Here is a 26,534-nt window from a genome sequence, read left to right on the forward strand (position 1 = left end):
TTCGCGTCTCCTACAGCGCGGACATCGATTGCCAGGTGGGCCAGTCGATAGCCCAGTCGTAGAGGTCGCCGTCCGCAGCGGACAGTTCGATCGAGGTTCCGGATACCTCCACCGGGTCGCCGTACATCGCCGTCTCGAAATACGCCTGGGCGTCCCCGAGCGAGAGGTTGATGCAGCCGTTGGTGACGTTGGTCGCGCCCTGCTGACCGAGGGTCGCGGGGTTGGCGTGGATGAACTCGCCGTTGTTGGAAATCCGCACCGCCCAGCGCTCCCGTACGTTCTCGTAGTACGGCGGGTTGGACATCAGGAAGTCCGCGTGCTTCTCGGTGACCACGTGGATCCCGCTACGGGTGACGTTGCGGGCCTCGTTGCCTTGCCCGTAGCTCACCGGGATGTCCATGATCGTCGCCCCGTCGCGCACGACCTGCATGCGGTGCGACGTGGCGTCGGCTACGACGACCTGGCTGCGACCGATCGTGAAGTCGAGTGTGAGGTCCTCCGCGCCGTAGGCACCGTCGCCGAAGTCGAGGCCGTACAGGCGTGCGTCGAGGTGCACTGCGGTGCCGGGCACCCAGTACTGCTGCGGCCGCCAGTGGGCCTGGGCGCCGCCGTCGCCGTCGGGCAGCCACGCCCAGCTGCCGATCGTCGGCGGATCGGTCGTCACCGCCAGTGCCTTCTCGACGGCGGCCCGGTCCGCGATCGGGCCGTCGAACCGGACCACGATCGGTGCGGCGATGCCGACCTCCTGGCCGTCGGCGATGTCGAGGGTCGCGGCGACGATCCGGTCGGGGTCGACCGTGTCGAAGCTGCCCTCGACCGGCGCGGGCCGGCCGTCGGAGCCGACGGCCGTGCCGGACCAGCGGTAGGTCGCGCCGTAGCCGAGCGGCTCGGCGACGGTGAAGCTCCGGCGGTCGGCGGACAGTGCGCCGCGCACGACGGTGCCGGTGCCGGTGTTGGTGAGCGCGACGTCGGTGAACTCGCCGTCGGTGACCGAGGCCCGGGCCGGGGCGGTGGGGTCGACCCCGGTAGCACCGTCGACCGGGTCGGTGGCGACCGCCGCGATCGGCTGGGGCTCGGCCGGGACCGCGCCCCCGCCCGACGAGCACGCCGCGAGCACCGCGACGAGCGCGAGTACCGCCGACCACAACAACCGACGACGTCGTTCACCCAGGTCATGCACTCCGACGAGGGTACGCCGCGGGCCCGCATCCGCGCCGTCCGCAGCCATCCGCTCCGACGACCGTCACAGCGGACGGCTGGGCGCCGAGCGGCTGTCGATCGTCAGATCACGCAGCCCACGGTCACCGGCTCCGGCTCGAGCCGCACCCCGAACGCGTCCTGCACGCCGTCGCGGACCTCCCGGGCGAGGGCCACCAGATCCGCGGTGGTCGCGGAACCCCGGTTGGTGAGCGCGAGGGTGTGCTTGGTGGACAGCCGCACCGGCGCGTCGGGACCGGGGAAGCCCTTGCCGAACCCGGCCCGCTCGATCAGCCACCCCGCGGAGAGCTTGGTGCCGCCGTCCGCGAGGAATCGCGGGATCCGCACGTCGGGCCCGACACGTTCCTCGACGACCGCGAGCACCCGGGACAACTCGTCGTCGGAGAGCACTGGGTTGGTGAAGAACGATCCGGCGCTCCAGGTGTCTAGGTCGCCCGGGTCGAGCACCATGCCCTTGCCGCGGCGCAACGCCAGCACCTGCTCGCGTACCTCCGCGGCCGGGCGCCGCTCCCCCTCCTCGGCGTGGAGGGCCGACGCCAGCTCCCGGTAGCCGAGCGGTGCACTCGTCCCGTCCGGCCGCACGGCGAGGTCCACCTCGAGCACCAGCGCGTCGTCGGAGTGTTTGAGGACGCTGGTGCGGTAGCCGAGTCCGAGTTCCCCGGGGCCGACCCACCGGACGTCGCCGCTGGTGCGGTCGAGCAGCCGTACGGCGCGCAGGACCGATCCGACCTCCACCCCGTAGGCGCCGACGTTCTGCACCGGGGTCGCGCCGGTGGAGCCGGGGATCCCCGACAGGCACTCGAGCCCCCCGAGGCCGGACTTCACGGTGAGGGCGACGACGTCGTCCCACACCGCACCCGCCTCGGCGCGGACGGTGTCCTCGCCCGCTTCGATCCCGGTTGTCGCGATGCGCACGACCACGCCGTCGAACCCGGCGTCGCCGATCACCAGATTGGAGCCCCCCGCCAGGACCAGGGTGGGGACACGCGCCGCGTCGAGCAGGCGGACGGCCTCGACGAGCGTGTCGGTGGTGGTGCACTCGGCGAGCCACCGCGCCGGACCACCCAGCCGCAGCGTGGTCAGCGTCGACAGCGGCACGTGCTCGGACACGGCAGCGCCCGCCTCGACGAGTTGGGCCCCAATACGCGGATCAGACACCCGCAAACGGTAGCGTGCCGACCATGGGCAGCCGCATCGACCATTACTCGCACTACGCGTCCCCCGTCGCCACGGTGCACGCGGCGCTCGTCGACGAGAACTACTGGCGGACCCGCCTGGCGGAGATCGGCGGCCCGGGCGCGACGCTCGAGGACGTGCGCACCGGTGACGGGACGATCGACCTGCACATGACCCAGTCGATCCCGGCGGAGCACCTGCCGAGCTTCGTCACCAACTTCCATCCCGGCGACCTGGTCATCCATCGGCACGAGTCGTGGCAGCCGCTCACCGGGGACCGCGCGACGGGCCGCTTCTCCGCGCACGTGGACGGGCTGCCGGGCAAGGTGGACGGCACGTCCACGATGGCTCCGGACGGCTCGGGCACCATCGTGGAGATCGACGGCACCGCCGAGGTGCGGATCCCTTTTCTCGGCGGCAAGATCGAGGGCATCATCGTCGAGCAGATCGTCGAGCTGTTCGACATCGAGCGCACCTTCACCGAGCAGTGGTTGTCCGAACCCCACTGACGGCAGTCCGAACCACACCGGCGGCAGTCCGAACCACACCGGCGGCAGTCCGAACCACACCGGCGGCAGTCCGAACCCCACCGGCGGCAGTCCGCACCTCACTGACGGCAGTCCCGAGCCGCACCGGCGGCTGTCCGCACCGCACCGACGTGCCGTTGCGGAGCCGTGACGATTTCCGTCGTTCGGTAACGAACCGGTAACCTCGGCTGTCATGGCACGGCGAATCGACTACTCCGCCCGCTATCCGTACAGCCCGGAGCAGGTGTACGAGGCGCTCTCGGACCGCACGCACTGGGAGGCGCGCATCGTGGAGATGCGCAAGTACTCCGAGAACCATCTCGCGGAGTTCGAAGTGTCGGACGACGGTATCGACCTGGTCCTGCACCACGTCCTGCCCCGCACGGAACTGCCCGAGATCGCCCGGACGGTGATGAAGAAGGACATGGTCATCACCCGCAAGGAGACGTACACCCCCCTCGGCGACACGATCACCGGCAGCTACCAGGCCTCGGTCCCCGCGGGGCCCGGCAGCCTCACCGGCACGATGGAACTGTTCGCCTCCGACGGGGGCAGCACCCTGCGCACCACGTCGGAGGCCAAGGTCTTCCTGCCGTTCATCGGCGGCAAACTCGAACAGCTCATGCTCGTCAACCTCGTCGACCTGTTCCGCACCGAGGCGGAGATCACCGCCGACTGGCTCGCGCGCCGGTTCGGATAGTTCCCCAGTGCGCGTCCCGCGCCCGGAAGGTGTCGTCACCCGCGGCACCACGGGCATCAATCGCCTGCGCCGCAGCGACCGCTGGCTGATGCACCATCCCGACGTGGCCCGCGTTCTGCACTCGCGGGACGATGCGCTCGTCGTCGACCTCGGTTACGGCGCGATGCCGGTGACCACCCTCGAACTGGCCGCGCGGCTGCGCACGGTGCGTCGCAGGCTGCGGGTGGTGGGTCTCGAGATCGATCCCGAGCGGGTGGTGCCGGGCCGTGACGGCGTGGAGTTCGCCCGCGGGGGCTTCGAGCTGGCCGGGCTCCGGCCGGTGCTGATCCGCGCGTTCAACGTGCTGCGTCAGTACCCCGAGGAGGCGGTGGCGCCGGCGTGGGCTCGGCTGCGGGCCGGGCTCGCACCGGGCGGGCTGCTGCTCGACGGCACGTGCGACGAACTGGGTCGGCGGTGCGCCTGGGTGCTGCTCGACGAGCACGGACCGCGCACGCTCACCATGGCGTGGAGCCCGTTCCATTCGGCCACACCGTCGGACCTGGCCGAGCGTCTGCCGAAGGCGCTGATCCACCGCAACGTGCCGGGGGAACGGATCCACGAGCTGCTGCAGGCGGCGGATCGCGCCTGGGCGGCGGCGGCGCCGCACGCGGCGTTCGGACCGCGAATGCGCTGGCGCGCGACGCTGGAACTGTTGCGTGCCCAGGGGGTGCCGGCGGCACCACAACGCCGTCGACTGCGGGACTGTGTGCTGACCGTCCCATGGGACTTCGTCGCCCCCGCGACGGCTCAGCCGGCGGCGAGCAGCGCCAGCTCGATGCGGTCCGCGACCGCCGCGGGCTGATCGACGACCGCGGCGTGCAGCTGCGCCGAGGTCACCCGTCCGATCGCGATCGCGTCGCCGACGAGTTCGTCGAGCACCTCCTGTGAAACTCCGCCCGCCGCCAGGTCGACGGCGGTTCGCGCGGGGGTCGTGATGCGGAAGCATCCGACCTGCTCACAGTCCTGCTCGCGCAGCTGCCGGTGGTGCAGGGCGAGCCGGTTGCTCGGCACCGTCCGCTGATCGGCCGTCGACAGATGCAGGAATCGGGGTTGCAGGTGGCCCATACCGTGCAGGTCGGCCGCGCTCTGGTGGGAGACCACTGCCGCGCCCTCGTACCAGGCGCACCACTGAGCGAACTCGTCGAACTTCGTGTGCGGGCTGTCGCCGAGCCGGAACAGATCCGTCTGGATCCGGATCCAGTGCCCGGCCGCGATCCGGCCGACGAAGTCGATGGTGGCGATGCCGTGGGCCACGGCCTGTCGCGTGGTGAAGAAGCCCGCCTGCGCGAGCGCGGTGTGTCGCAGGGCCTCGTCCGGATCCACCCGGCCGGAGGCGTCGTGTTCAGGTTCCGTCCAGCCCGTCATGCCGCCACAGTACCCGAACAACTGTGTCCCACCTCACACTTTCTCGTCCCGGCTGCGCATCTTCACAGACCTTCCTCAGAGTTCTTCGGGACAATCCGATCTCATGACGAACCGGAAGCGTGTCCCCTTCGCCACCATCGGCATCGTCCTCGCCGTCGTGCTGGTCGCGGTACTCGTGGGTGCCGAGGTGTACGCCCGCAACCGCGCCACCAATTGCCTCGCGCAGTCGTTCGAAAGCGAACTCGGCACGAACGTCGACGTGGACCTGGGATGGAAACCGGTGCTGCTCTCGCTCGTCGACAAGCAGGTCTCGTCCGTCACGCTCGACAGCGACGACACGGCGTTCGGCCCTGCCCAGGAGATGCAGGTACACGCCGTGGTTCGCGACGTGGACCTACGGGAGAGCGCCGCCGGCGCCGGGACGATCGGCAGCTCGAGCGCGGAGGTCGTGTGGCCGTCGTCGGGCATTCTCGCGACCGTGCAGACGCTGCCGCTCGGCTCGCTGATCACCGACGTCACCCCGGACGCGAACGCGGGCACCCTCCGCTTCACCGTGGGCGGCGCCGGGCTGGCGGAACTGACCGTGCGGCCGGCGGCCCGGAACGGGACGATCGCGATCGAGACGGTGGACGCGTCGCTGTTCGGCATCGGGTTGCCGACAGCGCTGGTCGACGGCATCGTCCAGATCCTCACCGAGAGCTTGCAGCAGTACCCGCTGGACATGCAGGCGACGTCCGTGGCGGTCACCGACTCCGGCATCGAGGTGACGCTCGAGGGCGGCGCCTACACGATGCCGGAGCCGCCGGCCGGTCAGCAGTCGCAGAACCAGCTCGACTGCTGAGGACGCGGCCCACTCACTCGGGCAGGTCGTCGAGTACCGCGCGGGTTCCGGACAGGCCGAGCCGGGTGGCGCCGGCCTCGATCATGGCCAGCGCCGCCTCGGCCGTGCGGATGCCGCCGCTGGCCTTGACGCCGAGCCGACCGCCCACGGTCTCGGCCATCAGCCGCACCGCGTGCACCGAGGCGCCCCCGGCGGGATGGAACCCGGTGGACGTCTTGACGAAGTTCGCGCCCGCCCGCTCGGCGCACCGACATACCTCCACGATCGCCTCGTCCGACAGCACGGCCGACTCGATGATGACCTTGAGGACGGGGTCGAACCCGATCGCCTCGCGCACTGTGAGGATGTCGGCGAGCACCGCGTTGTAGTCGCCGGCGACGGCCGCGCCGACATCGATGACCATGTCGATCTCGGCGGCCCCCTGATCCACGGCGAGTCTGGCCTCGGCGCCCTTGATCAGCGAATGGTGCTTGCCCGACGGGAACCCCGCGACGGTGGCGACGACGAGTCCGTCCGTCCGCAGCGGCAACATCGACGGCGACACGCACACCGACCAGACGCCGAGCTCGCGGGCCTCGTCGACGAGCGCACGCACGTCGGCGCCCGACGCCTCGGGCTTGAGCAGGGTGTGGTCGACGATCGCGGCGACCCGGGCACGGGTGAGGGTGGTCTCCGGCATGCCCGTCAGCTTTCCACAGCGATATCCGGTTGCCCGGGGCGGCGCCGGTGTCCACACTGCTGTCGTGATCGTCCGACGAGAACTCCCCGCCGACGTCCCCGCGATCGCCGACGTGCACCGCGCCGCGTTCGCGGCGCTCACCCCCACGGACGCGGAACCGGTGGAGCCCGGTCTCGTCGAGGCGCTGCGCGCCGACCCGGCGTGGCTGCCCCGGCTGTCACTGGTTGCAACGGAAGCCGAAGGCTCGGTCGTCGGGCACGTGTGTGTCACCCGGGCGACGGTCGACGGTGAGCCGGCGCTGGCGCTGGGTCCGATCGGTGTGCTGCCGGAGCTGCAGCGCTCCGGCGTCGGCGGTGCCCTGATGCACGCGGCGCTCGGTGCCGCGGACGCCCTCGACGAACCGCTCGTGGTGCTGCTCGGGCACCTGGACTACTACCCGCGCTTCGGGTTCGTCCCGGCCGCCGAGCTCGGGGTGGAACCCGACGTGCCCGACTGGGCGTCGCACCTGCAGGCCCGTGCGCTCACCGCCTACCGGCCGCAGCTACGTGGCGTCTTCCGCTACGCGCCCCCGTTCTACGACCTCGGTTGACGCGAGGGACGTTTCCGCGCACTCCGCGGTTCGCCGCGAGATCCACCCGGTCGGCGCAACAATGAACCGGCTGGACTTCCGTCGGGCCTCCGCGGGTCCGACCGCGGATCGGAGAGAACCCGAGGAGGAGGAGGCATGACCGACGAGACGGCACAGCTCGCGAGCACCTTCGACGACGCGAGCGGCGACTTCGACCGGCTCACGCCGACGGTGTGGGGTCCGGCCGGGCAGGCGCTGGTCTTCCAGCTCGGGCCGGGTCCCGGCGCGACGGTGCTGGACGTGTGCTGCGGCGCCGGCGCCTCGGCGCTGCCCGCCGCCGCGGCCGTGGGGCCGACGGGCCGGGTCCACGCGATCGACGTCGCCGACGACCTGCTCGAGCTCGGCCGGCTCGTCGCCGCCGAACGGGCGCTGCAGAACATCGACTTCGTGTGCGCCGACGCCACCACGTGGGAACCGCCCTCCACGGTCCCGGAAGCCGGATACGACGTGCTCGCCATCTCCTACGGGGTGTTCCTGCTGCCCCACATGGACGCCGCGTTCGATCGTCTGGTGGGCCTGGTGCGGCACGGCGGCCGGATCGGTGTGACCGTGTGGCGGGCCGGGGCGATGGAGGAGATCAGCGCGACGCTGTTCGACGTCGTCGGCCGGCGCAACCCGGCGGTGGCGGGCCGGCCGTCGCTGCGGGAGCGGACGCCGCTGCGGACGATCGATCTGCCGCGCACCCTCGAGGCGTGGCTCGCGGCCGCCGGCACCCACTCGATGGAGGTACGCACCCTGTCGAACCTGCTGCCCGCCACCGACGAGCTGTGCTGGGCGCTGGTGACCGGGTCGGGCCTGCGGGCGGTCCTGGCCGGGCTCGACACCGACGCGGTCGCCGCGGTGCGCGCCGAATTCCTCGCGGCCGTCACCGAGCGCGGCATGCACACGATCGACGCGACGACCCTCGTCGGGACCGCCACGGTCCGGCGGCCCCCCGCGACGGTGTGACCGGTCGAATCGGACCGGGGTCCCACCTGAGAGACTGGACGGCATGACCTCCGCTGCCTCGTCCGACGACCGTCGGTATGTACTGTCACTGGGCTGCCCCGACGCCACCGGCATCGTCGCCCGCATCTCGACCTTCCTCGCGGACGTGGGCGGCTCGATCGTCGAAGCCGGCTATCACGCGGACCCCGACAGCGGTTGGTTCTTCACTCGGCAGGCCGTGCGCGCCTCGTCCATCCCGCTCGGCCTCGACGAACTGCGCGACCGATTCTCGGCCGTCGCGGCGGAACTGGGCCCGGAGACCGAATGGACGCTGCAGGACACCGGCGAGACCAAGCGGGTGGTGCTCCTCGTCAGCAAGGAAGGCCACTGTCTGCACGACATCCTCGGCCGGGTGGCCGCCGGGGAACTGAACGCGGAGATCTGCGCAGTCGTGGGGAACCATCCCGACCTCGAACGGGTGACCCGCCGGCACGGCATCGACTTCCACTACGTGTCCTTCCCGAAGGATCCGGAGCAGCGGGGGCCCGCGTTCGAGCAGGTGCGCAAGCTCGTCGACGTGCACGATCCGCACGCCGTCGTGCTGGCGCGGTTCATGCAGATTTTGCCGCCCGAGCTGTGCGAGCACTGGGCGGGCCGGGCGATCAACATCCACCACAGCTTCCTGCCGTCGTTCATCGGCGCACGCCCCTACCATCAGGCCTTCGCCCGCGGCGTGAAACTGATCGGCGCGACGTGCCACTACGTGACCCCCGAGCTGGACGCCGGCCCGATCATCGAGCAGGACGTGGTGCGCGTCGGTCATGCCGACACCGTCGGCGACATGGTGCGCCTCGGTCGTGACGTCGAGAAGCTGGTGCTGGCCCGCGGGCTGCGCTGGCACCTCGAGGACCGGGTGCTGGTGCACGGCAGCAAGACCGTCGTCTTCAGCTGACGGCTCGGAATCGGCCGGTCAGCCCACGGTGACGGTGCGGCTGTGCCAGCCGGTGGCGCCGTCGGGGATCGGCGGGCGGCGCTGCTCGTCCTGCACCCGGCCCTCCCCGTCGGTGGCACGCACCTCGAGGGTGTGCGTGCCGGGCGTCGCGTCCCATCGCCAGGTCCACTGCCGCCACGTGTCGAGCGAGTACTCCTCGGCGAGTTCGGCGTCGTTCCAGGGGCCGCCGTCGACGCGGACCTCGACGCGGTCGATGCCGCGTTGCTGCGCCCATGCGGTACCGGCAACGATCGCGGGCCCCGGCTCGAGCCGGCCGAAGGCGGCGGGGACGTCGATGCGTGAGGCGGTCCGGACGGGGGCCTGTTCCGCCCAGCCGCGCTGCGTCCAGTAGGCCTCGGCCCGGTCGAATCGGGTCAGTTCCCAGTCGACGACCCACTTGGTGGCGGAGACGTACCCGTACAGCCCGGGCACCACCTGCCGGGCGGGATACCCGTGTTCGAACGGCAGCGGTTCGCCGTTCATCGCGACGGCGAGCAGGGCGTCGCGGCCGTCGAGGACGGCGTCGACGGGGGTGCCGCAGGTGAAGCCGTCGGCGCTGGTGGACAGGAGCATGTCGGCGTCGGCCCGGACTCCGGCGCGGGCGAGCAGGTCGCTCATCCGGTATCCGATCCAGCGGGCGTTGCCGGCCAGGTTGCCGCCGACCTCGTTGGACACGCAGGTGAGGGTGAGGATCCGTTCGACGGGTTCGAACGCGGCCAGATCGTCCCAGGTGAGTGTCACTTCCCGCTCGACCATGCCGTGAATGCGCAGCTGCCAGTCCGCGGTGCGCAACCGCGGCACCTGCAGCGCGGTGTCGATGCGGTAGAACTCCGCCGGCGAGGTGAGGAAGGGGGTCGCCCCGGGGACCGTCACCTCGGTGCCCGCCGGCACGGGTGCGGCGGCCCGGACCGGTCGCGGGACCAGGAACCGGGCACGATCCTCGACGGCCCGCGCCAGCCGGTCGGTGAGGTGCCGGCCGGCGGCGCCGGCGGCCACGGCCACCGCGGCGGCGGTGCCGAGCACCGTGAGAAATCGGCGGCGCGGCCACGCCGCCGGGGTTGCCGTCCCGTCGTCGCGGACGCCGGATGCGGCGAGCAGCCGGACGGCGTACTGCAGCAGCACCGCGCCCGCGACGGCGCCGACGACGGTGGGCAGCGCAGCGACGGCGGTGGCACCCGGCCGGCTCAGTGCCGCGTATCCGCCGACGGCGGCCAGGACCGCGATGACGACGCCGCCGCGCGGTCGGCGGGGCTGTTCGAGCAGCCCCGCCGCCACGGCAAGCACCGCGAGGATCACCGACATGCCGATGAACAACGCCGGTTTGTCCGACATTCCGAACGTGTCGATCGCGAACTCGCGGGCCCACGCGGGCGCCCGGTCCACGGTCGTGGCGCCGACGGCGTAGAACGGCGACGAGGCCGGACCGACCAGCGCCGCGAGCAGTTCTCCGACGCCGAGGACGACACCGAACGACACCAGTCCGGCGAGGGCACGCGCGGCACGGTGGCCCGACACGGTCACGGGTCCTTCTCCAGTGGATGGCACACCGGGGGTTCGGTGCCGCGGCCGCCGCGGATGGGAGCGTCAGGCGGTTGCCTGCACGGGCTCCCGTTCGGCGAGGTACAGCAGTTCGTCGTCGAACGCGTCGATCGCCTCGACCGAGCTCATGTGCCCGATCCCGTCGAGGACGACGAAGTGCTCGAGGTGGCCGGCGGCCTCGAGGGCCTCGGCGAGCCGGTGCGCGTGCACCGGCGGCGTGAGGCGGTCCGCGGTGCCGACCAGCACGGTGGTCGGGACGGTGAGGTGCTCGAGGCCCGTTCGGATGTCGATCGCGCTGAGCGCCGCCCCCCAGTTGCCACGGGCCCGGGGGGTGCAGCCGAGCACGATCTTCTCGCAGAACTCCACCTCGGCGGGGCTCGAGCCGGGTGCGAGCGCGACGTACTTCAGCGCGCGGGTGGTCAGGGGGGAGGCGACGAGCGGCAGGGCGGCGCCGAGGACACGCCGCGCGACGGGCTCCGGCACTCGTCCCAGCCGGGGCGGCAGCAGCGCGGCCTCGGCGAGCAGGCTGTCGGTGCCGGTGCTCGCGAGCAGCACTCCGGACGCCTTCTCCCGCACCTGTTCGGGGTGGCGGCCGGCCCACGCGATGATGCTCATGCCGCCCATGCTGTGCCCGGCGAGGACTGCCCTGCGGCCGGCCGGCACCGTCGCCGCGAGGACCGCTGCGAGATCGTCGGCGAGGACATCGGGGCCGAAGGCCCGGGTACCGAGATCGCTGCGGCCGTGACCGCGCTGGTCGTAGGTGATCACCCGGTAGCGCCCGGCGAGTGCATTGATCTGCGGGATCCAGTAGTCGGCGTTGCACGTCCACCCGTGGCTGAGCACGATCGGGTCGGCGTCCGGATCGCCGTAGGCGCGGATGTGGAGGTGGGCACCGTCGTCGGTGGTGAGGTCGACGACGTCGGGGTCCAGCGTGGGCGGCGCGAGCAGCGCGTGCGGTGGCCGGTCGGCGGCGCGCACCACGGCGCGGCGACGGCGGGCGCGGTAGGCCACGAGTCCGGCGACGGCAGCAGCGCCGGCCACCCCGGCGATCACCAGCGTGGTCCTGCGGGACGGCTTCTTCACCTGTGTTGTTCTCCTGGTTGCTGGAACGACGGCCGTCGCGGGACGCGGCGGCCGAGGGACGGGTGCGCGATCACAGGACGTGGGCGCGGCGGAGCAGCAGAGTCGACGGTCCACCGATCAGGCCCACGTCGTCGAGGAACTCGATCGTCCGCCGGGTGCCCTCACGGAGCCGGTCGTGGTAGTGCGTGTTCGTCCGCACCGCCGCCGTGGCCTCGGCGACGTCGAGCCCCTCGGCGGCGTAGACGTCGTCGTGGACGAGGCTCGTGACGACGAAGTACGCGGAGATGCCCAACTGCAGCCGGACACGGGCGCGGTCGGTGCGGGACAGGTGGCGTGTGCGGCGGACTATCTCTTCGCGCGCGTAGCGGATGTGCCGGGACTCCTCGACGACGTGGATGCGGCTGACCGTGCGGGTGACGGGCTGGACCCGCTCGTCGCGCATGAAGTCGCGCTGCATCGCGTCGAGGATCTCTTCGGCGAACAGGGTTCCGCCGAATGCGAGCGCCCCACTCGCCGTGGCCTTGAACAGCCTGCCGCTCTCCCGGATCCAGCGCTTCGGCCGGTAGGACGGGATCCCGAAGTGCTGAGCCGCGCGCGCGAACATGATCGAGTGGCGGCACTCGTCGGCAATCTCGGTGAGCCCGAACTGGACGTAGGCGGTGGCGGGGTCGCGGCGGTAGAGGTCGCGCACGAGCATCTGCATCAGGATCATCTCGAACCAGATGCCGGTGCCGGCGATGCTGGCGGCCTCGTGCTGGGTCAGGACGATTCGCTGCCGTTCGCTCATCGACTCCCACAGAGCGGTGCCGTAGAGGCTGCTCCATTCGGGGGTCATCCCGTACTTGTCGGCAGGGACGGGAGCGTCCCAGTCGATTTCGAGGGCCGGGTCGTAGGAGGAACGTGCGGCGGAGGCCAGCAGTCGTTCGGCGGTGTCCTCACGGTCGGCCGTGCGGACGGTCCGGGTGAGCGCCATCGTCGATCACCTCGTCTCGGTAATTACCCGTTACTCGAAGTGTCATCAACCTTTCGGCGCTTGTCAAGGCCTCCCGGCGGGAACTACCAGCGCGGCCGCTGCACCTCGTCCACCCGTGGTCGCACGTCGACGAGGTACACGCTCACGGCGATGACCGCGATGATTCCGAGCATCATGAAGGTGCCCCAGAAGACGACGATCACCAGCAGCGAGGCGGCAAGAATGCCGAGCCACACCGGCTTGGTGAGCTTGTCGACCGCGGGGAAGGCCTCGGCGGGTTGCCGCACGGCATGCAGCAGCGCGAAACCCGCCCCGGCGAGCGCGACGATCTGCAGAGCGAAGATGATCAGGGCGGCGAGAGAATCGACGTTGGGCACGTTCCCATGGTACGAGCAACGGCCCCCACGCGAAGGTCGCGTGGGGGCCGTCGGCGGTTCTACCGCCCGGTGGAGATCAGGCGCCGGTGGTCTTGCGCGGCGCTGCCTTCTTCGCGGGCGCCTTGGCCGGAGTCTTGGCGGCAGCCTTGGCCGGCGTCTTGGCGGCCGGGGTCTTCGGCGCCTCCGTCTTCGAAGCCTCCGTCTTCGAAGCCTCGGTCTTCGGCGCAGCCGCCTTCTCTGCGGCTTCCTCGACCTTGGTGGCAGCCTCGTCGAGCTCGAGCGCGGCGGTCTCGACCCGGTCCGCGGCCTCCGCAGCCGCCTCCTGGGCCTGGCCACCGAGGTCGAGCACCCTCAGGCCGGCCTCCTCGCCGGCCCCGGAGATGGCCTCGCCGACGTCGCCGGCGGTCTCCTCGATCCGGCCGGCGGCACGGCCCGCGAGCCGGGCGGCCTGTTCGCCCACCGCGCGGGTCTGGCGCGCGACGGTGCCCAGAGCCTCCTCGGTGAGCTCGACGGCGTCGCCGAACGCAGCCTCCGCGCGGCCGATGCCCTCCTCCACGACCGGCTGCTTGCGCAGCCGTTCGATGGTCTCCTCGCCACGCTCGGCGAGCGCGGTGTAGATGTCGGAGGCCACCTTCAGGTAGGCCTCGGCCACCTTGCGCAGCTCCTCGGCGGTGAACTTCTCGCGCAGCTCGGCGAGATCCTCGGGCAGTTCGGCCGGCAGGCCGGCGAGCCGCTCGCGCAGGGACTCGACGTTCTCGGTCAGATCCTCCTGGAAATCGGCCAGGCGGCCCCGGGCACTGTCGACCCGGTCGCTGACGTCGGTCTGGGTGGTCTCGGCGCGACGGCGGGTGCGGGCCACGATGTCCGCCACCGCCTGGACCACGGTGTCACCGGCACCGACGGCGGCATACAGCGGGGTGGCGAGGTTCTTCGGATCGGTCATGTCAGTTCTCCTGTCGATCAGGGTCGGTCGCGCCGTTCGGGGCAGCGGCCGCGGGTGCGGATACCTCGGGTACAGACACCTCGGGTGAGAGGTCCGCCCCGGAAGGGTGGGAACCGTTCTCGCGGCAGAACGATTCGTAGATGTCGAGCAGGACCTGCTTCTGCCGCTCGTTGAGTACGGCATCGGTCAGCAGCGCGTCGCGCACCGCGCTCTGCGGGCGTTGCTCCAGGATCCCGGCCCGGACATAGAGGACCTCCGCGGACATCCGGAGCCCCTTGGCAATCTGCCCGAGCACCTCGGCCGAGGGCTTGCGCAGCCCTCGCTCGATCTGGCTCAGATAGGGATTGCTGACGCCGGCGAGCTGGGAGAGCTGGCGCAGAGACACCTGCGCCGCCTCGCGCTGCGAGCGGATGAAACTGCCGATGTCCTGCGCGGCAGTACTGACCACCCGCGTGGCAATCTCGGTGGCGCCGGACGCGTCGTCCTTGTCATCGTCCCCTCCGTCGGCGGGTTCACCCCGTTCCTTCGTGGACACATTTCCACTGTACCCACAAGTGCTAGCTGTAGCAAGCACTCTGCTAGCAGGTGTGACACGTCACGCGAACAGCAGATTCGACAGGGTGTAGATGGCCAGACCGGCGAGCGACCCGACCACCGTGCCGTTGATCCGGATGAACTGCAGATCGCGTCCCACCTGGAGCTCGATCTTGCGGCTCGCCTCCTCCGCGTCCCAGCGCTCCACCGTCTCCCGGATGACCGCGGTGATCTCGTCGGCGTAGTTGGCCGCGATGTACCGGGCCCCGTCGAGCAGCCAGCGGTCGAACTTGCCGCGCAGCTCGTGGTCCTCCATCAGCCGCACACCGAAGTGGATGACGTTCTCGGTGACCTTCGTGCGCAGCGTGCTGTGCGGGTCGTCGACCGACTCGAGGATCATCCGCTTGGCCGCGCGCCACGTCGCGGAGGCCAGCTGGGTGACCTCCTCGCGGCCCATGATCTCCGCCTTGACCTTCTCCGCCTTGGCGATGGTGACCGGATCGTGCTGCAGGTCCCGCGCGTACTCGGCGAGGAACCGGTTCGCGGCCACGCGCACCTCGTGGTCGGGATTGGACCGCACCTTCCAGGTGAACTCCACCAGCTCGCGGTGGATCCGCTCGCCGAGCAGCAGGTCCACGAACTTCGGCGACCACGACGGCGAGTCGCGGCTGATGATGCGGTCGATCGTCTCCTGGCTGCCGAGGGCCCACTGATGAGCCCGCTCGGCCAGCATGTCGATCAGCGGCAGTTGCCGGTTCTCGGCGAGCAGTTCGGACAGCACCCGGCCGATGGGCGGCCCCCATTCCGGCTCGGCGATGCGCTTGACGATGGTGTTGTCGATGATCTGCTGGATGTCCTCCTCGCGCAGGACCGTCACGAGTCCCCGCAGCACCGTCGACGTCTCCTGCGCGATCCGTTCGGCGTGTTCGGGCTCCGCCATCCAGGTCCCCAGGCGCAGCGGGATCCGGGCGTTCTCGACCTTCGCCGACACCACCTCGGGGGCGAGGAAGTTGGAGCCGACGAACGAACTCAGGCTCGCCCCGAGCTGATCCTTCTTCCGCTTGATGATGGCCGTGTGCGGAACGGGGATACCCAGCGGATGCCGGAACAGCGCGGTGACCGCGAACCAGTCCGCGAGCGCGCCGACCATCCCGGCCTCGGAGGCGGCGCGCACGTACCCCACCCATTCGCCGGCGCCGCGCGTCTCTTGCCAGCGGCAGAACAAGTAGATTGCGGTCGCCGCGAGCAGAAAGCCGGTGGCGACCGCCTTCATCCGGCGCAGGTCTCTGCGCTTGGCGTCATCGTCGATGCTCATCAACTGCACCTCCGCCATTGTGCCGAAGACACCTCCGCCGTTGTGCCGAAGCCGCGCCCGGCTGTGCCGAAGCCGCGCCCGGCTGTGCCGAAGCCGTGCCCGGCGAGGGCGGCACGCGGCGGAAACGGACGTGGCGTCCCGATCGGGACGTCCACACGGCCGGTCGCGCGGCCCCCTCTAAACTGGACGGACGATCGAGCGAACGGATGTGCCACCCAGTGCCGAACCACCGAGTTCCCCAGCCCCCGTCCCCGACCGACACGCCGGTCCCGACGACCGCCGCGCCGACCAAACAGGACGGCCGCAAGCGTCGCTGGCACGAACACAAGATCGCCCGCCGCGAGGAACTCGTCGACGGCACGATCAAGGCGATCCGGACCCGCGGGCGCGACGTCGGGATGGACGAGATCGCCGCCGAGATCGGCGTCTCCAAGACCGTTCTCTACCGGTACTTCACCGACAAGAACGACCTGACCACGGCGACGATGCTGCGGTACGTGGAGACGATCCTGGCGCCGCGCATCTACGCGGCGGTGGCAGAGGACCTCGACGAGTACGACCTGACCCGGGTCGCGATCGCCACCTACGTCGAGACCGTCGCCTCCGATCCCGAGGTGTATCTGTACGTGATGACCAACAGCGCCGCGGCGGGGCGCGACGTCGTGGCCGACTCGGAGCGGATGATCGCCGAACTCGTCGCGACGGTGATCGGTGAACGGTTGCGGCACCTGGAAATGGACTCGGGCGGGTCCGTGCCGTGGGCGTACGCGATCGTGGGCGCGATCCAGCTCGCCACCCACTGGTGGATTTCCAACAAGTCGATGTCGGCGGAGGACCTGACCGACTACCTCACGATGATGACCTGGGGCGGAATCTCCGGGATCGCGGCCGTCGGCGGCTCACCGGCCCGCTTCAAGAGCCGGCCGCACCCGCTGCTTCCGGACGCCGGAACATCGTGACCCTGTTTGCGTGACCCTGTTTATGTGACTGGGGTTTACATGTAAAGTCGCGGGCATGTCCGACCCACACGACGACGAACCCGACGGCTACCGCGGCCCCGCCGAGGTCACCGTCGGCGAGCGGCACGCCACCACGGACGTGCAGCTGTCCGGGGCATTCGACCCCATCAGCGGCCGCTACCGCTGGCGGGGCCGCCTCCGCGGACTCGCGGCAGCCCTCCCGGGCACCGACCTCTCCCCCGGCACCGACGTCCGCCTCACGGTGCCCGGACCCGAGGGCCCCGTCCCGGCGGCCGCCCGGATCACCGAGACGGACCTGTGGGGCAGCCACATGGTCGACGGGATCTCGGCTCCGCCCTACCCCACCCGCCCGGACGACACCGAGCTCGAACTCGGCTGATCCGGCCACGGGATGTGGCACGCTCGGCAGATGACCGTCAAGAGCACCGACCCGTGGCAGACACCGGCCGTCGAGGTGCTCCGCGCCCACCCCGGGATCAGGGTCGCCGAGATCGAGACCAACGCAACCCCGGGTTTCACCGGCGACAAGGCCACCGGTGAACGGCTCATCGAGGAACGCGGGGCGGTGCTCTCGCGCCTGCAGGAGATGCTGTTCGCCAACGGACGCTGGGGGGACCGCCGGTCGATCCTGCTGATCCTGCAGGGCATGGACACCGCCGGCAAGGGCGGCATGGTCCGCAACGTCATCGGTCACGTGGATCCGCAGGGCGTCGACCATACGTCGTTCGGCGTGCCCACCCCCGAGGAGAAGCGCCACCACTACCTGTGGCGTATCAACAAGGCGCTGCCGCGGGCGGGGCAACTCGGGGTGTTCGACCGCTCGCACTACGAGGACGTGCTCGTCGTGCGGGTCCGCAACCTCGTACCCGAGAGCGTGTGGAGCACCCGGTACGACGAGATCAACCAGTTCGAGCGTGAACTCGTCGACAGCGGGACCACGCTGATCAAGGTGGCGATGTTCGTCTCGCTCGACGAACAGAAGCGGCGCCTGGCCGAACGGCTCGAGCGGCCGGACAAGCACTGGAAGTACAACCCCGGCGACGTCTCCGAACGCAAACTGTGGCCCGCCTACCAGGAGGCGTACCAGGCGATGCTGGACAGGACGTCGACGGAGCACGCCCCGTGGTACGTCGTGCCCTGCGACCGCAAGTGGTACAGCCGCATCGCCGTCATGGAACTGCTCATCGACGCGTTCGAGCGCCTCGACCTGGACTGGCCGTCGGTCGAGTTCGATGTGGAACTCGAGAAGCGGCGCCTGGCCGAGGCGTGAGACGGCGGAGCCGTCAGAACAGGTGCGGCGTCTCGCGATGCAGACGATGGTCGTGATGGACGGTACTGCCGATCATCGCGATCGCCGACGCGACCGCGAGGACGCACACTATCCCTGCGACGAGCGCCCACCCGCCGTTGCCGGACCCCGCGGCGTAGAGGAAACCCGCGAGACTCACGATCGAGACCAACGCGAGCATGTAGCCGGTCCATGCGACGAACAGATTGAGCTTCATGACCGCCCTCCTTTCCTCGGAGCGACGTTGTCCCTGGTGGAGCCGACAGTACCCGTACAGTGACGCAGGTCACAAGAGGGCGGCGGTGCGCCCGGGAGGTTTGACGAGCGCCGCACGGGGCATGCCGAGAGGGTGCAGCCCACAGCGGTTCCGAACGAGGACTGGAACAAGCGGGTCCGGCACGAGACGCCCGTGCAGCGGCTGGACCGGAACTGGTCGAGTCTGCTGCAGGAGCTGCGCGTCGTGCAGACCGGCGTCCAGCTCCTCACCGGCTTCCTGCTCACTCTGCCGTTCCAGAGCCGGTTCGACGAGCTCACCGGCTTCCAGCGCGGCGTCTATCTCGTCACCGTGCTGGCGTCGATCACGGCCACCATCCTGCTCGTCGCCCCGGTGGGCATGCACCGCCTGCTCTTCCGGCAGCGCCGCCTCCCGGAACTGGTGGTCACGGCGCACCGCTTCGCCATGGCGGGTCTGCTCCTGCTCGGTGTCGCGATGGCCGGCGTCGTCGTGCTGGTCGTCGGGCTGGTGGTCGGCACCGCCGCCGGCATCGCCGGGGGCATCGTCACGGTCGTGCTGTTCCTGACCCTGTGGGTGGTCTACCCCTGGCGATACCGGCGCTGACCCCCCGGCTCAGCCCGGCAGCGTCTCACCCCCGATGGGGGCGAGCACTTCACCGCTGTAGTACGACGACATCGTCTCGGAGGCGAAGAACACGTACGAGGGTGCGATCTCGTCGGGCTGCGCCGCCCGGCCGAACGGGGCCTGCTGCCCGAACGTCGCGACCTTCTCCGCATCCATGGTCGCCGGGATCAACGGCGTCCACACCGGTCCCGGTGCGACGCAGTTGATGCGGATTCCCCGGTCCTGGAACGACTGCGCCAGCGAGTACGTCAGCGCGAGCACCGCGCCCTTGGTCGCCGAGTAGTCGATCAGCGACTTGTTGCCCCGCAGGCCGTTGATGGAGGCGGTGTTGATCACGGCGGAACCGCGCGGCAGGTGGGCGAGCGCCGCCTTCGTCACGTGGAAATAGCTGTCGATGTTCACGGCGAACGTCCGCCGCCACTGGGCGTCGTCGAGTTCGGTGAGGTCGTCCACCGGTTCCTGGTACGCGACGTTGTTGACCAGCAGATCGAGGCCGCCGAGCGCCGCCGCCGACTCGGCGACGACTGCGCGGCAGTGGTCTGCCGCGGCGAGATCTCCCGGGAGCAGATGGCACCGACGACCCGCACGCCGCACCAGTTCCGCGGTGTGCTCGGCGTCGTCGTGCTCGTCGAGGTAGGCGATCGCGACGTCGGCGCCCTCCTTCGCGAAGGCCACCGCCACCGCGCGCCCGATCCCGGAGTCACCGCCGGTGATCAGCGCCTTGCGGCCGGCGAGCAGGTCGCGGCCGCGATAGTTCCGCATCTCGTCGCGGGGTTGCTCGGCCATGTCGGCCGTCTCACCGGGATAGTCGATCGTGTGCGGCGGACGCTCGACGTCCTCGCCGCCGGACACCGTCCCGTTCTCCGTGTCGCTGTTGTCACCGTCGCCATTTTCACCATTCATGTCCGGGCGGATACCCGCGCGGACCCACCCCACACCCGGCGTTTCGCACGAATCGGGTCCGGGTATCCGCGCACATGCCTGCGAATTCTGCGACCGCCGTGCTGCAGTCCGCCGCCCTCCCCCGGGCTCGGGGGCCTGTCTCCCAGCAGGTGATCGAACGGCTCTCGCGTCCCGCCGACACCGACACCTGGCCGGTCGAGGTGGCCGGCACCGATCCCTACGGCGAGGATGCCCAGCTGGCTCTGGCGGTGTTGTACGAACTGTCCTACCACGGGTTCGACGGGGTCGACCCCGGCTGGGAATGGGCGCCGGGCCCGCTGGCCGTCCGAGCCGGTCTCGAACGGCTCTTCCTGGACCGGCTGCGCGCCGACGTACCGTCGGGCGACGATCCCCAGCGAGTGTTCGACGACCTGTGCCGCGAACCCGAGGACGCGTGGGGCGTGTCCCATTACATCCGCGACCACGGCACGTGGGAGCAGGTGCGCGAGTTCTTCGTCCACCGGTCCGTCTACCACCTCAAGGAGGCCGACCCCCACTCGTTCGCCATCCCGCGGCTCACCGGCCGAGCGAAGGCGGCGCTGGTGGCAGTGGAGTTCGACGAATTCGGCGGCGGCCGGGCCGAGCGCATGCACTCGGTCCTCTACTCGGACCTGCTCGCCGCGGCCGGTCTCGACACGGGATACCTGGCCTATCTGGACCGGGTGCCCGCGGAGACGCTCGCCACGGTGAACTTCATGTCGCTGTGCGGTCTGCACCGCGCGCACACCCCGAAGCTCGTGGGCCTGTTCGCCTCCGCCGAGATCACCTCCTCGCCGATGGCCCGCCGGATGGCCCGCGGTCTCGAACGCCTGGGCGCACCGGACGCGTGCATCCACTTCTACACCGAGCACATCGAGGCGGACGCGGTGCACGAGCAGGTCCTCCGCTACGACGTGGCGGGTGATCTCGTCGAGCGCGATCCGCGCTGCGCCGGGGACGTCGCGTTCGGTGCAGAGGCGATGGAATACCTCGAGGGCCGGCTCGCCGCGTACCTGCTCGAGCGGTGGCAGAACGACGAGCCGTCCCTGCTCGGCACCGGAGCCGTCTGATCGTCCCCCGGCTGATCCGGCCCGGCACCCGACCTCTCGGGTGCCGGGCCGTCGTCGTTCAGTCCTCCCGGCCGGAATCCTCCTCGTCGATCAGGTGCACTGCCGCTTCCTCGGCGGACGCGGCGCCTCCGTCGATTCCGACGTCCGTCCCGAACAACTCGGCGTCCTGATCCTCGGCGGTGCCCTCGTCCGGCGCGACGAGGCGTCCGGCGCGGGCCCGGCCGGCCTCGGCGACGGAGCTGCGGAATTCGCTCTCGCCCTCGTCCTCCCGTTCGGGTTCCTCCTCACGCAGGCGCTCGTCCAGGGTCTCGTGGCGGTCGAGGCCGACGGGTCGTTCCATCGGCGAGAATCCCTCGTCGAGGACGTCGTCGACGCCGCGGTCGATCAAGGAGTCCTCCGGCTGCAACTGGTCCTCGTCGTCGACGCTGTACTCACCGGGGACGCTGTCCCCAGGGTTCTCCGAAGTAGGCATGCCCCAGACAATGCCACCGGTACCGTCGGCGCGCCACGAATCCACGGGAAGTGCCCACCGTCGACCGATGAGAGGTTCGCGAGGTTTCGGCACGGCTGATGCGGGTATCCCCTCGCCAAGGCCCGGAGGCGACCGGCAACGGGCACCGACAGCGAGGTGACACTCATGATCATTCTGGGTTTGATTCTGCTCGTGGTGGGTTTCCTCACCAACATCTCGATCCTGTGGACACTCGGGATCATTCTCCTGGTGGTGGGCGCAATCCTGGCGATCCTCGGAGCAACGGGCCGGGCTGTCGGCGGCCGGAAGTACTGGTATTGATGCATGACGTGTGACGGCGCGTAGACGCGTTGCGGGGCGGGCGGTTCCTCAGGAACCGCCCGCCCCGCTGTGTGCGTACCGTGCGCCGGCCGAAGGGGCCGGACTCAGCGCGGATCGCGCCGGGGCCGGCGGTGACCGGTGTCGCACAACGGGTACCGCTCGCTGCGACGGCACCGGCAGATCGCGACGACGAACCGGTCCGACTCCACCTCCTCGCCGTCCTCGGCGACGATGCGAACCGGGCCCTCGACCAGGGCCGGACCGCCACGGACGAGCCGGACGACCCTCGGCTCCTCCCCCGCTAGGCCCTCCACCCGCAGTCCCGGGCACAGGCCGGGCACAACGATGCTCCCGGGGGACGTGTCCCGGGGGCTGCCACCCGTGGCTACCTCACGGGCAGTGCGTTCGATCGGCACGGATCACCACCACTTCCTCGGTGTCGACTCCTGCAGGCAGCTCGTACCGCGTCCGCAGATATCCGGTGCGGCTGCGCATCACGGGTCCGAACGGGACCCGGCGACGGGCGACGACGGAGGCCTTGAGACCGCCGTCGCGCAACCGGACGAGCGTCTCGCCCACCCCCGAGAACTCGGAATGCACGACGAGTGCGAAACCGCCGGGGGACAACAGGTTCGGCAGCCCGGCGCACAGGGGGTCCAGCACCGCCCGGCCGTCCGCACCGGCATCCCAGCGGGCATCGCCGGAATCGGCGTCGTGCGGGACGTAGGGCGGATTGGACAGCACCACGTCGAACGGGCCGTGCCGGCCGGCCTCGTCCAGACCACCGCGCACGACCCGGATCGGAAGCTTCCGTGATCTCGCATTGAGACGCGCCGCGAGGACCGCACGGGGCGCGATGTCCAGTGCGGTCACGGACCCGGCGCCGGACATCGCCGCCGATACTGCGATGAAGCCTGTGCCGGTGCAGAAGTCGAGCACCTTGGCGCCGGGGGGTGCCGCCGCACGGTCCAGTGCTCCGGCGAGCAGATGCGAATCCTCCTGCGGGCGGTACACACCGGGCAGTCGCCACACCCTCCTGGGCGCCGGCACGTTACCGGACCCCGGCTGCGACGGCACGGCCCCCGTGGGTGGACCGGACGAGGGACACGGTGAGTTCCGGGCGAGACGTCGTTGTCATACGTGGGAGTACCCCTCGGAACGGCCACCCGAAACGTGGTGGGGACGGAAGGCGGCGGCGCCGCCGCGGCGCGACACCGCGGCCCCGTCCGGACGAGTGCGGGAGGCCGCGGACCGCACCGAACCCGGCCGCCCGGCGGCCGGCGCCGCGGTCAGCGAACCGAGCATGAACGACAACCCCGCCGCCACGGCGAGTCCCGCCCCGACACCCGTGAGTGCGGAAGCGGAGAGCACACCCACACCGACGGCGGCGATCACGCAGATTCCGGCAGCGAGTGCGGCGACTCCACCTTCCACCTCACGCAACGCCTGCGGCACGAGCGACGGGCCGTGCCCCTGCCGGATCGGTGTTCCCACTGGCATTCCCATGCCTACTGATACCCGTTCGGCGGATCGTCCAATCGCGTCGGCGACGAGACCGGGAAATCAGCTGCGTGTCAGCATGTCCGAGATCGCCTCGTTCAGCCGCCGCCGCACCCTGCCGCCCACGCCGTGGTCACGCAGAGCTGCGCGGGCCGCGTTCCACCCGCACATGCCGTGCACGCCGCCGCCGGGGTGGGTGGACGACCCGGCCAGGTACACACCCTCGACCGGCGTGCGGGGACCACCGAAGCCGGGCAACGGCCGGAACACGAGCTGCTGGTGGATCTGGGCGGTGCCGCCGTTGACCGCCCCGCCGACCAGGTTCGCATTGGCGGCCTCGAGGTCGCGAGGGCGTTGCACGCTGCGGTGCACGATCGAGCTCAGCACCCCCGGAGCGTGTGCCTCGAGTTCGGCGTCGACGCGCCGGGCCAGTTCCTCTGCGGAGGCGTCGTCGGCGACACCGCGTGGCAGATGGGTGTACGCCCAGGCGCTTTCCGTCCCCTCCGGTGAGCGCACCGGATCGGCGGTGGTCATCTGACCGAAGATGATGAACGGGTGCTCCGGCACGCGACCGGTCGCGAGGTCGGCCGACCAGCGCACGAGACCGTCGGCGTCGGCGCCGAGATGGACGGTCCCGGCTGTCGCGAGTGCCTGCGAGCGCCACGGAATCGGCCGGTCGAACCCGTAGTTCACCTTCACCACGGGCGTGTCCCACTCGAAGCGCCGCAGGTCGTCGCGGACCGCGGCCGGCACGGCGTCCGCGGGCAGGAGCGAGCCGAACAGCGCCGGCGCGGACACGTCGGCCAGTACCGCCCGCCGGACCCGGAAGCGTTCGCCCTGCTCGGTGCGGACCTCGGTGACCGTGCCGCCGCCGACCTCGATGCCGGTGACCTTCCGGCCGCACAGAATCCGCGCCCCGCTGTGTTCGCCGCGACGCGCCAGGGCCGCCGCGAGTTCCCCGGCCCCACCCTCGGGCACCGGATAGCCCACATCCTGCGCGAGCATGGTCAGGACGTACCCCATGATTCCGCTGCCCGCCGAGTCCACGGGGGTGTCGGCGTGCATCGCGTTGCCGAGCAGCAGCAGCCGCGCGTGTTCGCCACCGAACAGTTCCTCGGACATCCGGCGGGCGGGCAGCGCCAGCATCCGGACGAAGCGCAGGGCGTCCGCGGTACCGAGGCGGCGCAGCAGCCCCGCCGGGCCGCGTACGGGTGGAAAGGGCTCGAACAGGGTGCTCAGGAACGGTTCACGGATCTCTTTCCACTGCTCGGTCAGCCGGATCCAGGCGCTGCCGTCGCCGGGATGCCGCCGTTCGAGTTCGGCCGCGGTCGCCGTGACGTCCGGGAAGACCACCGCGGCGTCCTCGTCGTACGGACCGGCGGCGTGCCCGTACACCTTCGGCGCCCGGCGCAGGCGCAACCCGTGCGAGGACAGGTCGAGCGCCCGGAACGCCGGAGAGGCCGCCGCGAGGGGATAGAAGGCGCTGAACAGGTCCATCCGGAAGCCCGGATGGAGTTCCGCCGTGCGGACGGCGCCACCGACCTCGTGCTGCTCCTCGAGCACCAGGACGTCCCAGCCGGCGTCGGCCAGCACGGCCGCGGCCGTCAGGCCGTTCTGGCCGGCGCCGACGACGACGGCATCGACGGTCTCGGCACTCACTCGCCGACGCCCTTCGGCTCCGTGGCGCGTTCGGCCATGAGGACGAGCCGGCGCAGGCATTCGACGTTGCGCGGCAGCACCAGCCGGGCCTGGATCGCATCGGGAACGAGTTGACCCGGGCCGGCGGCGGCCTGCTCCGCCATCTCGATCCGGCAACCGCCGGGTCGCTCGTGCAGGCGCATGGTGATCTCGGCCTGTCCGGCCGGCCACGCCCGCGCCCGCAACTTCAACTCCTTGCCGGGAACCGACTCCACCACCTCCGTGTGGTCGTTCAGCAGGGCGGGCCACACCCCCACCGAGTGGTGGATGCGGCTGCCCACCGCCGGCCACGTGTCGTCCACCGCCCGGATACGGGAGGCCCCCACCACCCAGCCCGCGTACGACCAGCCGTCGGCGAGGACGTCCCACACCTGCTGGGGCGTCGCCGTGGTGTCGCGCTGCGCCGTCTCACTCATCCCGATACCCTCTCTCGTCGCTGCGCCGCGAGTGGTCACGGCGGGACGCGGCGCCCGACGGTCCCCCGCCCGAGCAGGGCGCTCATCGTCTCCAGCGGTCCGCGACTGCGCAGGACCGGGCTGTCGGTGCCGGCCTCGGCCTGCATACCCGCGATGGCCTCGCGCCACACCCGGGGGCCCGGGACGGTCGTGTCCCAATCCAGGTCCCGGCGGGCCCGGTCGCAGTTCAGCATCGGGGTGTTGTACGCCAGGTCGATCCAGCCGCCGGCGATCGGTTGCAGGTGGACCTGCCAGGTCGCCTCGACGACGGCCCGCAGCACCTGCCGCGGCACCGGGACGGCCCGCGCCCCGAATGCGCCGGCGATGTCGGCCGCCCGCAGCGGTTCGGGGGCCGCGAGGTTGAACACGCCCGGTACGCGCCGCTCCAGGGCGACGTCGAGGGCGGCGGCCACGTCGTCGGCGTGCACGGCCGGGATCGCCGTTCCGGAATCCACAGGCAGCATAGGTAGGTGACGAAGCACCAGGTCGGGCACGTATCCCGGTACCGCGTAGCGTCGCAGCGCGCTACCGCCCGCGTACTGACCGATGAAGCCCGGCCGGAACCGGGTGACGATCGGCGCCGCGGCCGTCTCCGCGATGCGTCGGTCGAGCAGCCGCTCCGCCGCGACCTTGTCGACGCTGTACGCGCACGATTCGATGCCGGTCGCGGGCCACGACTCGTCGACCGCGCGGCCGTACGCCCCGGCCGCGTACACCGCGGCCGAGGACATGTGGACCAGATGCCCGACGCCGGCGGCGAGGACGGCGTCGATCACGGCCGCGGTGCCGTCCACCCCGGTGCGGCGCAGGTAGTCCCGTCGGTGCGAGGGCTGGAAGCCCCAGGCCAGGTGCACGACGGCGTCGGCGCCGTCGACGACCGGGCGCAGCCGGGTCTCGGCGTCGGGCGCGGCGAGGTCGATGCTGTGCCAGTTCATGTCGCCGTAGGGATCGGTGGCCGGTGGCACGCGGCGGGCGACGGCCACGATCTCCGGCGGTTCCGATCTCAGAGCGAGCCGTCGCAGCAGGGCGGTGCCGACATTGCCGCTGGCGCCGGTGATCACGATGCGCTGTCCCATGATCGCAGGAGTTACCCCCCCGAGCTGCGTCGTACACCC

General features: G+C 71.0%; 33 protein-coding genes. 13 read left to right on the forward strand and 20 right to left on the reverse strand.

Going from position 1 to position 26,534, the window contains the following annotated elements; all coding sequences use genetic code 11:
* Positions 1 to 10: 10 nt before the first annotated feature.
* Entirely contained in the window at positions 11 to 1,180 is a 1,170-nt protein-coding gene (locus ACM26Y_RS18535; RefSeq protein ID WP_040782977.1) for a L,D-transpeptidase, read from the reverse strand.
* A gap of 101 nt (positions 1,181 to 1,281) precedes the next feature.
* On the reverse strand, positions 1,282 to 2,328 hold the full coding sequence (locus ACM26Y_RS18540) for a UDP-N-acetylmuramate dehydrogenase (protein WP_416063707.1): 1,047 nt from the start codon (positions 2,326 to 2,328) through the stop codon (positions 1,282 to 1,284).
* Between the two features lie 71 nt (positions 2,329 to 2,399).
* On the opposite strand from ACM26Y_RS18540, the gene ACM26Y_RS18545 reads away from it, so the two are divergent.
* The 3 genes from ACM26Y_RS18545 (at position 2,400) to ACM26Y_RS18555 (ending at position 4,462) form a co-directional block, all read left to right on the forward strand.
* Entirely contained in the window at positions 2,400 to 2,903 is a 504-nt protein-coding gene (locus ACM26Y_RS18545) for a DUF2505 domain-containing protein (RefSeq protein WP_371383446.1), read from the forward strand.
* 211 nt (positions 2,904 to 3,114) lie between these two features.
* Positions 3,115 to 3,621 (forward strand): DUF2505 domain-containing protein, encoded by a 507-nt coding sequence (locus ACM26Y_RS18550; RefSeq protein ID WP_003937518.1) that lies wholly within the window; start codon positions 3,115 to 3,117, stop codon positions 3,619 to 3,621.
* A gap of 7 nt (positions 3,622 to 3,628) precedes the next feature.
* On the forward strand, positions 3,629 to 4,462 hold the full coding sequence (locus ACM26Y_RS18555) for a class I SAM-dependent methyltransferase (RefSeq protein ID WP_407040995.1): 834 nt from the start codon (positions 3,629 to 3,631) through the stop codon (positions 4,460 to 4,462).
* Here ACM26Y_RS18555 and ACM26Y_RS18560 read toward each other — a convergent pair.
* The gene (locus tag ACM26Y_RS18560) at positions 4,408 to 5,025 is read right to left on the reverse strand and encodes a type IV toxin-antitoxin system AbiEi family antitoxin domain-containing protein (RefSeq protein ID WP_054374879.1); all 618 of its coding nucleotides are present in this window, start codon (positions 5,023 to 5,025) and stop codon (positions 4,408 to 4,410) included. The genes ACM26Y_RS18555 and ACM26Y_RS18560 overlap by 55 nt on opposite strands.
* A gap of 103 nt (positions 5,026 to 5,128) precedes the next feature.
* On the opposite strand from ACM26Y_RS18560, the gene ACM26Y_RS18565 reads away from it, so the two are divergent.
* Positions 5,129 to 5,866, forward strand: coding sequence for a DUF2993 domain-containing protein (locus ACM26Y_RS18565; protein ID WP_054374880.1), 738 nt, complete (start codon positions 5,129 to 5,131; stop codon positions 5,864 to 5,866).
* Between the two features lie 13 nt (positions 5,867 to 5,879).
* Here the strand turns inward: ACM26Y_RS18565 and deoC are convergent, their stop codons facing one another.
* Complete coding sequence (gene deoC / locus ACM26Y_RS18570; protein ID WP_003937514.1) at positions 5,880 to 6,545, reverse strand: deoxyribose-phosphate aldolase; 666 nt, start codon at positions 6,543 to 6,545, stop codon at positions 5,880 to 5,882.
* A 64-nt stretch (positions 6,546 to 6,609) separates the two neighbouring features.
* Between deoC and ACM26Y_RS18575 the strand changes: the two genes are divergently transcribed.
* From ACM26Y_RS18575 to purU, 3 genes are all read left to right on the forward strand, one after another.
* The gene (locus ACM26Y_RS18575; protein WP_416061543.1) at positions 6,610 to 7,134 is read left to right on the forward strand and encodes a GNAT family N-acetyltransferase; all 525 of its coding nucleotides are present in this window, start codon (positions 6,610 to 6,612) and stop codon (positions 7,132 to 7,134) included.
* Between the two features lie 135 nt (positions 7,135 to 7,269).
* Positions 7,270 to 8,121, forward strand: a complete 852-nt coding sequence (locus ACM26Y_RS18580) for a class I SAM-dependent methyltransferase (RefSeq protein WP_416061544.1) — start codon at positions 7,270 to 7,272, stop codon at positions 8,119 to 8,121.
* A 43-nt stretch (positions 8,122 to 8,164) separates the two neighbouring features.
* Positions 8,165 to 9,052 (forward strand): formyltetrahydrofolate deformylase, encoded by an 888-nt coding sequence (purU, locus tag ACM26Y_RS18585; RefSeq protein ID WP_003937511.1) that lies wholly within the window; start codon positions 8,165 to 8,167, stop codon positions 9,050 to 9,052.
* Between the two features lie 18 nt (positions 9,053 to 9,070).
* Here the strand turns inward: purU and ACM26Y_RS18590 are convergent, their stop codons facing one another.
* The 7 genes from ACM26Y_RS18590 to ACM26Y_RS18620 all read right to left on the reverse strand — a co-directional run bounded on the left by ACM26Y_RS18590 (position 9,071) and on the right by ACM26Y_RS18620 (position 15,855).
* A complete protein-coding gene (locus tag ACM26Y_RS18590; protein WP_416061545.1) occupies positions 9,071 to 10,612 on the reverse strand; it encodes a molybdopterin-dependent oxidoreductase in 1,542 nt (513 codons plus the stop codon).
* 63 nt (positions 10,613 to 10,675) lie between these two features.
* Positions 10,676 to 11,713, reverse strand: coding sequence for an alpha/beta fold hydrolase (locus ACM26Y_RS18595; protein WP_371383969.1), 1,038 nt, complete (start codon positions 11,711 to 11,713; stop codon positions 10,676 to 10,678).
* A 70-nt stretch (positions 11,714 to 11,783) separates the two neighbouring features.
* A complete protein-coding gene (locus ACM26Y_RS18600; RefSeq protein ID WP_416061546.1) occupies positions 11,784 to 12,686 on the reverse strand; it encodes an AurF N-oxygenase family protein in 903 nt (300 codons plus the stop codon).
* 83 nt (positions 12,687 to 12,769) lie between these two features.
* Positions 12,770 to 13,063, reverse strand: a complete 294-nt coding sequence (locus ACM26Y_RS18605; RefSeq protein WP_003937507.1) for a DUF2516 family protein — start codon at positions 13,061 to 13,063, stop codon at positions 12,770 to 12,772.
* A 76-nt stretch (positions 13,064 to 13,139) separates the two neighbouring features.
* Complete coding sequence (locus ACM26Y_RS18610; protein ID WP_416061547.1) at positions 13,140 to 14,006, reverse strand: heparin-binding hemagglutinin; 867 nt, start codon at positions 14,004 to 14,006, stop codon at positions 13,140 to 13,142.
* A 1-nt stretch (position 14,007) separates the two neighbouring features.
* Complete coding sequence (locus tag ACM26Y_RS18615; RefSeq protein ID WP_289381823.1) at positions 14,008 to 14,541, reverse strand: helix-turn-helix domain-containing protein; 534 nt, start codon at positions 14,539 to 14,541, stop codon at positions 14,008 to 14,010.
* Positions 14,542 to 14,601: 60 nt separating this feature from the next.
* Positions 14,602 to 15,855, reverse strand: a complete 1,254-nt coding sequence (locus tag ACM26Y_RS18620) for a DUF445 domain-containing protein (RefSeq protein WP_235157420.1) — start codon at positions 15,853 to 15,855, stop codon at positions 14,602 to 14,604.
* A gap of 218 nt (positions 15,856 to 16,073) precedes the next feature.
* Here ACM26Y_RS18620 and ACM26Y_RS18625 point away from each other — a divergent pair, with 218 nt between their 5' ends.
* Genes ACM26Y_RS18625 through ACM26Y_RS18635 form a run of 3 tightly spaced genes read left to right on the forward strand, consistent with a single transcriptional unit; the run spans position 16,074 to position 18,105 of the window.
* Complete coding sequence (locus ACM26Y_RS18625) at positions 16,074 to 16,814, forward strand: TetR/AcrR family transcriptional regulator (protein ID WP_003937503.1); 741 nt, start codon at positions 16,074 to 16,076, stop codon at positions 16,812 to 16,814.
* Between the two features lie 55 nt (positions 16,815 to 16,869).
* On the forward strand, positions 16,870 to 17,214 hold the full coding sequence (locus tag ACM26Y_RS18630) for a DUF4873 domain-containing protein (protein ID WP_416061548.1): 345 nt from the start codon (positions 16,870 to 16,872) through the stop codon (positions 17,212 to 17,214).
* A 30-nt stretch (positions 17,215 to 17,244) separates the two neighbouring features.
* The gene (locus ACM26Y_RS18635; RefSeq protein ID WP_040783064.1) at positions 17,245 to 18,105 is read left to right on the forward strand and encodes a PPK2 family polyphosphate kinase; all 861 of its coding nucleotides are present in this window, start codon (positions 17,245 to 17,247) and stop codon (positions 18,103 to 18,105) included.
* 13 nt (positions 18,106 to 18,118) lie between these two features.
* Here ACM26Y_RS18635 and ACM26Y_RS18640 read toward each other — a convergent pair whose 3' ends face one another.
* The gene (locus ACM26Y_RS18640) at positions 18,119 to 18,340 is read right to left on the reverse strand and encodes a hypothetical protein (protein ID WP_003937500.1); all 222 of its coding nucleotides are present in this window, start codon (positions 18,338 to 18,340) and stop codon (positions 18,119 to 18,121) included.
* A gap of 132 nt (positions 18,341 to 18,472) precedes the next feature.
* Here ACM26Y_RS18640 and ACM26Y_RS18645 point away from each other — a divergent pair, with 132 nt between their 5' ends.
* Positions 18,473 to 18,961 (forward strand): DUF6328 family protein, encoded by a 489-nt coding sequence (locus tag ACM26Y_RS18645; protein WP_003937499.1) that lies wholly within the window; start codon positions 18,473 to 18,475, stop codon positions 18,959 to 18,961.
* A 9-nt stretch (positions 18,962 to 18,970) separates the two neighbouring features.
* On the opposite strand, the gene ACM26Y_RS18650 is transcribed toward ACM26Y_RS18645, so the two are convergent.
* On the reverse strand, positions 18,971 to 19,768 hold the full coding sequence (locus ACM26Y_RS18650; protein WP_054374893.1) for an SDR family oxidoreductase: 798 nt from the start codon (positions 19,766 to 19,768) through the stop codon (positions 18,971 to 18,973).
* A gap of 191 nt (positions 19,769 to 19,959) precedes the next feature.
* On the opposite strand from ACM26Y_RS18650, the gene ACM26Y_RS18655 reads away from it, so the two are divergent.
* The gene (locus ACM26Y_RS18655) at positions 19,960 to 20,973 is read left to right on the forward strand and encodes an iron-containing redox enzyme family protein (RefSeq protein ID WP_416061549.1); all 1,014 of its coding nucleotides are present in this window, start codon (positions 19,960 to 19,962) and stop codon (positions 20,971 to 20,973) included.
* Between the two features lie 58 nt (positions 20,974 to 21,031).
* Here the strand turns inward: ACM26Y_RS18655 and ACM26Y_RS18660 are convergent, their stop codons facing one another.
* Positions 21,032 to 21,445: a DUF5709 domain-containing protein gene (locus ACM26Y_RS18660; RefSeq protein WP_040783059.1), complete on the reverse strand. Its 414-nt coding sequence runs from the start codon at positions 21,443 to 21,445 to the stop codon at positions 21,032 to 21,034.
* 165 nt (positions 21,446 to 21,610) lie between these two features.
* Here ACM26Y_RS18660 and ACM26Y_RS18665 point away from each other — a divergent pair, with 165 nt between their 5' ends.
* Complete coding sequence (locus tag ACM26Y_RS18665; RefSeq protein ID WP_003937495.1) at positions 21,611 to 21,766, forward strand: DUF6131 family protein; 156 nt, start codon at positions 21,611 to 21,613, stop codon at positions 21,764 to 21,766.
* A 104-nt stretch (positions 21,767 to 21,870) separates the two neighbouring features.
* Here the strand turns inward: ACM26Y_RS18665 and ACM26Y_RS18670 are convergent, their stop codons facing one another.
* The 6 genes from ACM26Y_RS18670 to ACM26Y_RS18695 all read right to left on the reverse strand — a co-directional run bounded on the left by ACM26Y_RS18670 (position 21,871) and on the right by ACM26Y_RS18695 (position 26,495).
* Entirely contained in the window at positions 21,871 to 22,080 is a 210-nt protein-coding gene (locus tag ACM26Y_RS18670; RefSeq protein WP_003937494.1) for a CDGSH iron-sulfur domain-containing protein, read from the reverse strand.
* Between the two features lie 76 nt (positions 22,081 to 22,156).
* Complete coding sequence (locus ACM26Y_RS18675; protein WP_416061550.1) at positions 22,157 to 22,798, reverse strand: HemK2/MTQ2 family protein methyltransferase; 642 nt, start codon at positions 22,796 to 22,798, stop codon at positions 22,157 to 22,159.
* 102 nt (positions 22,799 to 22,900) lie between these two features.
* Entirely contained in the window at positions 22,901 to 23,260 is a 360-nt protein-coding gene (locus ACM26Y_RS18680; protein WP_416061551.1) for a hypothetical protein, read from the reverse strand.
* Between the two features lie 69 nt (positions 23,261 to 23,329).
* Positions 23,330 to 24,925, reverse strand: coding sequence for a phytoene desaturase family protein (locus tag ACM26Y_RS18685; RefSeq protein WP_054371743.1), 1,596 nt, complete (start codon positions 24,923 to 24,925; stop codon positions 23,330 to 23,332).
* Entirely contained in the window at positions 24,922 to 25,380 is a 459-nt protein-coding gene (locus tag ACM26Y_RS18690; RefSeq protein ID WP_054371742.1) for an SRPBCC family protein, read from the reverse strand. Before ACM26Y_RS18690 ends, ACM26Y_RS18685 begins: the two co-directional genes overlap by 4 nt.
* Positions 25,381 to 25,415: 35 nt before the next feature.
* Positions 25,416 to 26,495 carry an NAD-dependent epimerase/dehydratase family protein gene (locus tag ACM26Y_RS18695; protein ID WP_416061552.1) on the reverse strand — a complete coding sequence of 360 codons (1,080 nt, stop codon included), beginning with the start codon at positions 26,493 to 26,495 and terminating at the stop codon, positions 25,416 to 25,418.
* Positions 26,496 to 26,534: the final 39 nt, after the last annotated feature.

The organism is Rhodococcus indonesiensis (assembly GCF_047782815.1).
Classification (GTDB): Bacteria; Actinomycetota; Actinomycetes; order Mycobacteriales; family Mycobacteriaceae; genus Rhodococcus; species Rhodococcus indonesiensis.

Excerpts from the sequence above, each read along its gene's own strand:
- ACM26Y_RS18635 (WP_040783064.1), top strand. The coding sequence starts at position 17,245 with ATGACCGTCAAGAGCACCGACCCGTGGCAGACACCGGCCGTCGAGGTG.
- ACM26Y_RS18600 (WP_416061546.1), bottom strand. The coding sequence starts at position 12,686 with ATGGCGCTCACCCGGACCGTCCGCACGGCCGACCGTGAGGACACCGCC.
- ACM26Y_RS18655 (WP_416061549.1), top strand. The coding sequence starts at position 19,960 with ATGCCTGCGAATTCTGCGACCGCCGTGCTGCAGTCCGCCGCCCTCCCC.
- ACM26Y_RS18565 (WP_054374880.1), top strand. The coding sequence starts at position 5,129 with ATGACGAACCGGAAGCGTGTCCCCTTCGCCACCATCGGCATCGTCCTC.
- ACM26Y_RS18610 (WP_416061547.1), bottom strand. The coding sequence starts at position 14,006 with ATGACCGATCCGAAGAACCTCGCCACCCCGCTGTATGCCGCCGTCGGT.
- ACM26Y_RS18550 (WP_003937518.1), top strand. The coding sequence starts at position 3,115 with ATGGCACGGCGAATCGACTACTCCGCCCGCTATCCGTACAGCCCGGAG.
- ACM26Y_RS18640 (WP_003937500.1), bottom strand. The coding sequence starts at position 18,340 with ATGAAGCTCAATCTGTTCGTCGCATGGACCGGCTACATGCTCGCGTTG.
- ACM26Y_RS18620 (WP_235157420.1), bottom strand. The coding sequence starts at position 15,855 with ATGAGCATCGACGATGACGCCAAGCGCAGAGACCTGCGCCGGATGAAG.
- ACM26Y_RS18580 (WP_416061544.1), top strand. The coding sequence starts at position 7,270 with ATGACCGACGAGACGGCACAGCTCGCGAGCACCTTCGACGACGCGAGC.
- ACM26Y_RS18650 (WP_054374893.1), bottom strand. The coding sequence starts at position 19,768 with ATGGCCGAGCAACCCCGCGACGAGATGCGGAACTATCGCGGCCGCGAC.
- ACM26Y_RS18695 (WP_416061552.1), bottom strand. The coding sequence starts at position 26,495 with ATGGGACAGCGCATCGTGATCACCGGCGCCAGCGGCAATGTCGGCACC.
- ACM26Y_RS18630 (WP_416061548.1), top strand. The coding sequence starts at position 16,870 with ATGTCCGACCCACACGACGACGAACCCGACGGCTACCGCGGCCCCGCC.
- ACM26Y_RS18560 (WP_054374879.1), bottom strand. The coding sequence starts at position 5,025 with ATGACGGGCTGGACGGAACCTGAACACGACGCCTCCGGCCGGGTGGAT.
- ACM26Y_RS18660 (WP_040783059.1), bottom strand. The coding sequence starts at position 21,445 with ATGCCTACTTCGGAGAACCCTGGGGACAGCGTCCCCGGTGAGTACAGC.
- purU (WP_003937511.1), top strand. The coding sequence starts at position 8,165 with ATGACCTCCGCTGCCTCGTCCGACGACCGTCGGTATGTACTGTCACTG.
- ACM26Y_RS18545 (WP_371383446.1), top strand. The coding sequence starts at position 2,400 with ATGGGCAGCCGCATCGACCATTACTCGCACTACGCGTCCCCCGTCGCC.
- ACM26Y_RS18690 (WP_054371742.1), bottom strand. The coding sequence starts at position 25,380 with ATGAGTGAGACGGCGCAGCGCGACACCACGGCGACGCCCCAGCAGGTG.
- deoC (WP_003937514.1), bottom strand. The coding sequence starts at position 6,545 with ATGCCGGAGACCACCCTCACCCGTGCCCGGGTCGCCGCGATCGTCGAC.
- ACM26Y_RS18665 (WP_003937495.1), top strand. The coding sequence starts at position 21,611 with ATGATCATTCTGGGTTTGATTCTGCTCGTGGTGGGTTTCCTCACCAAC.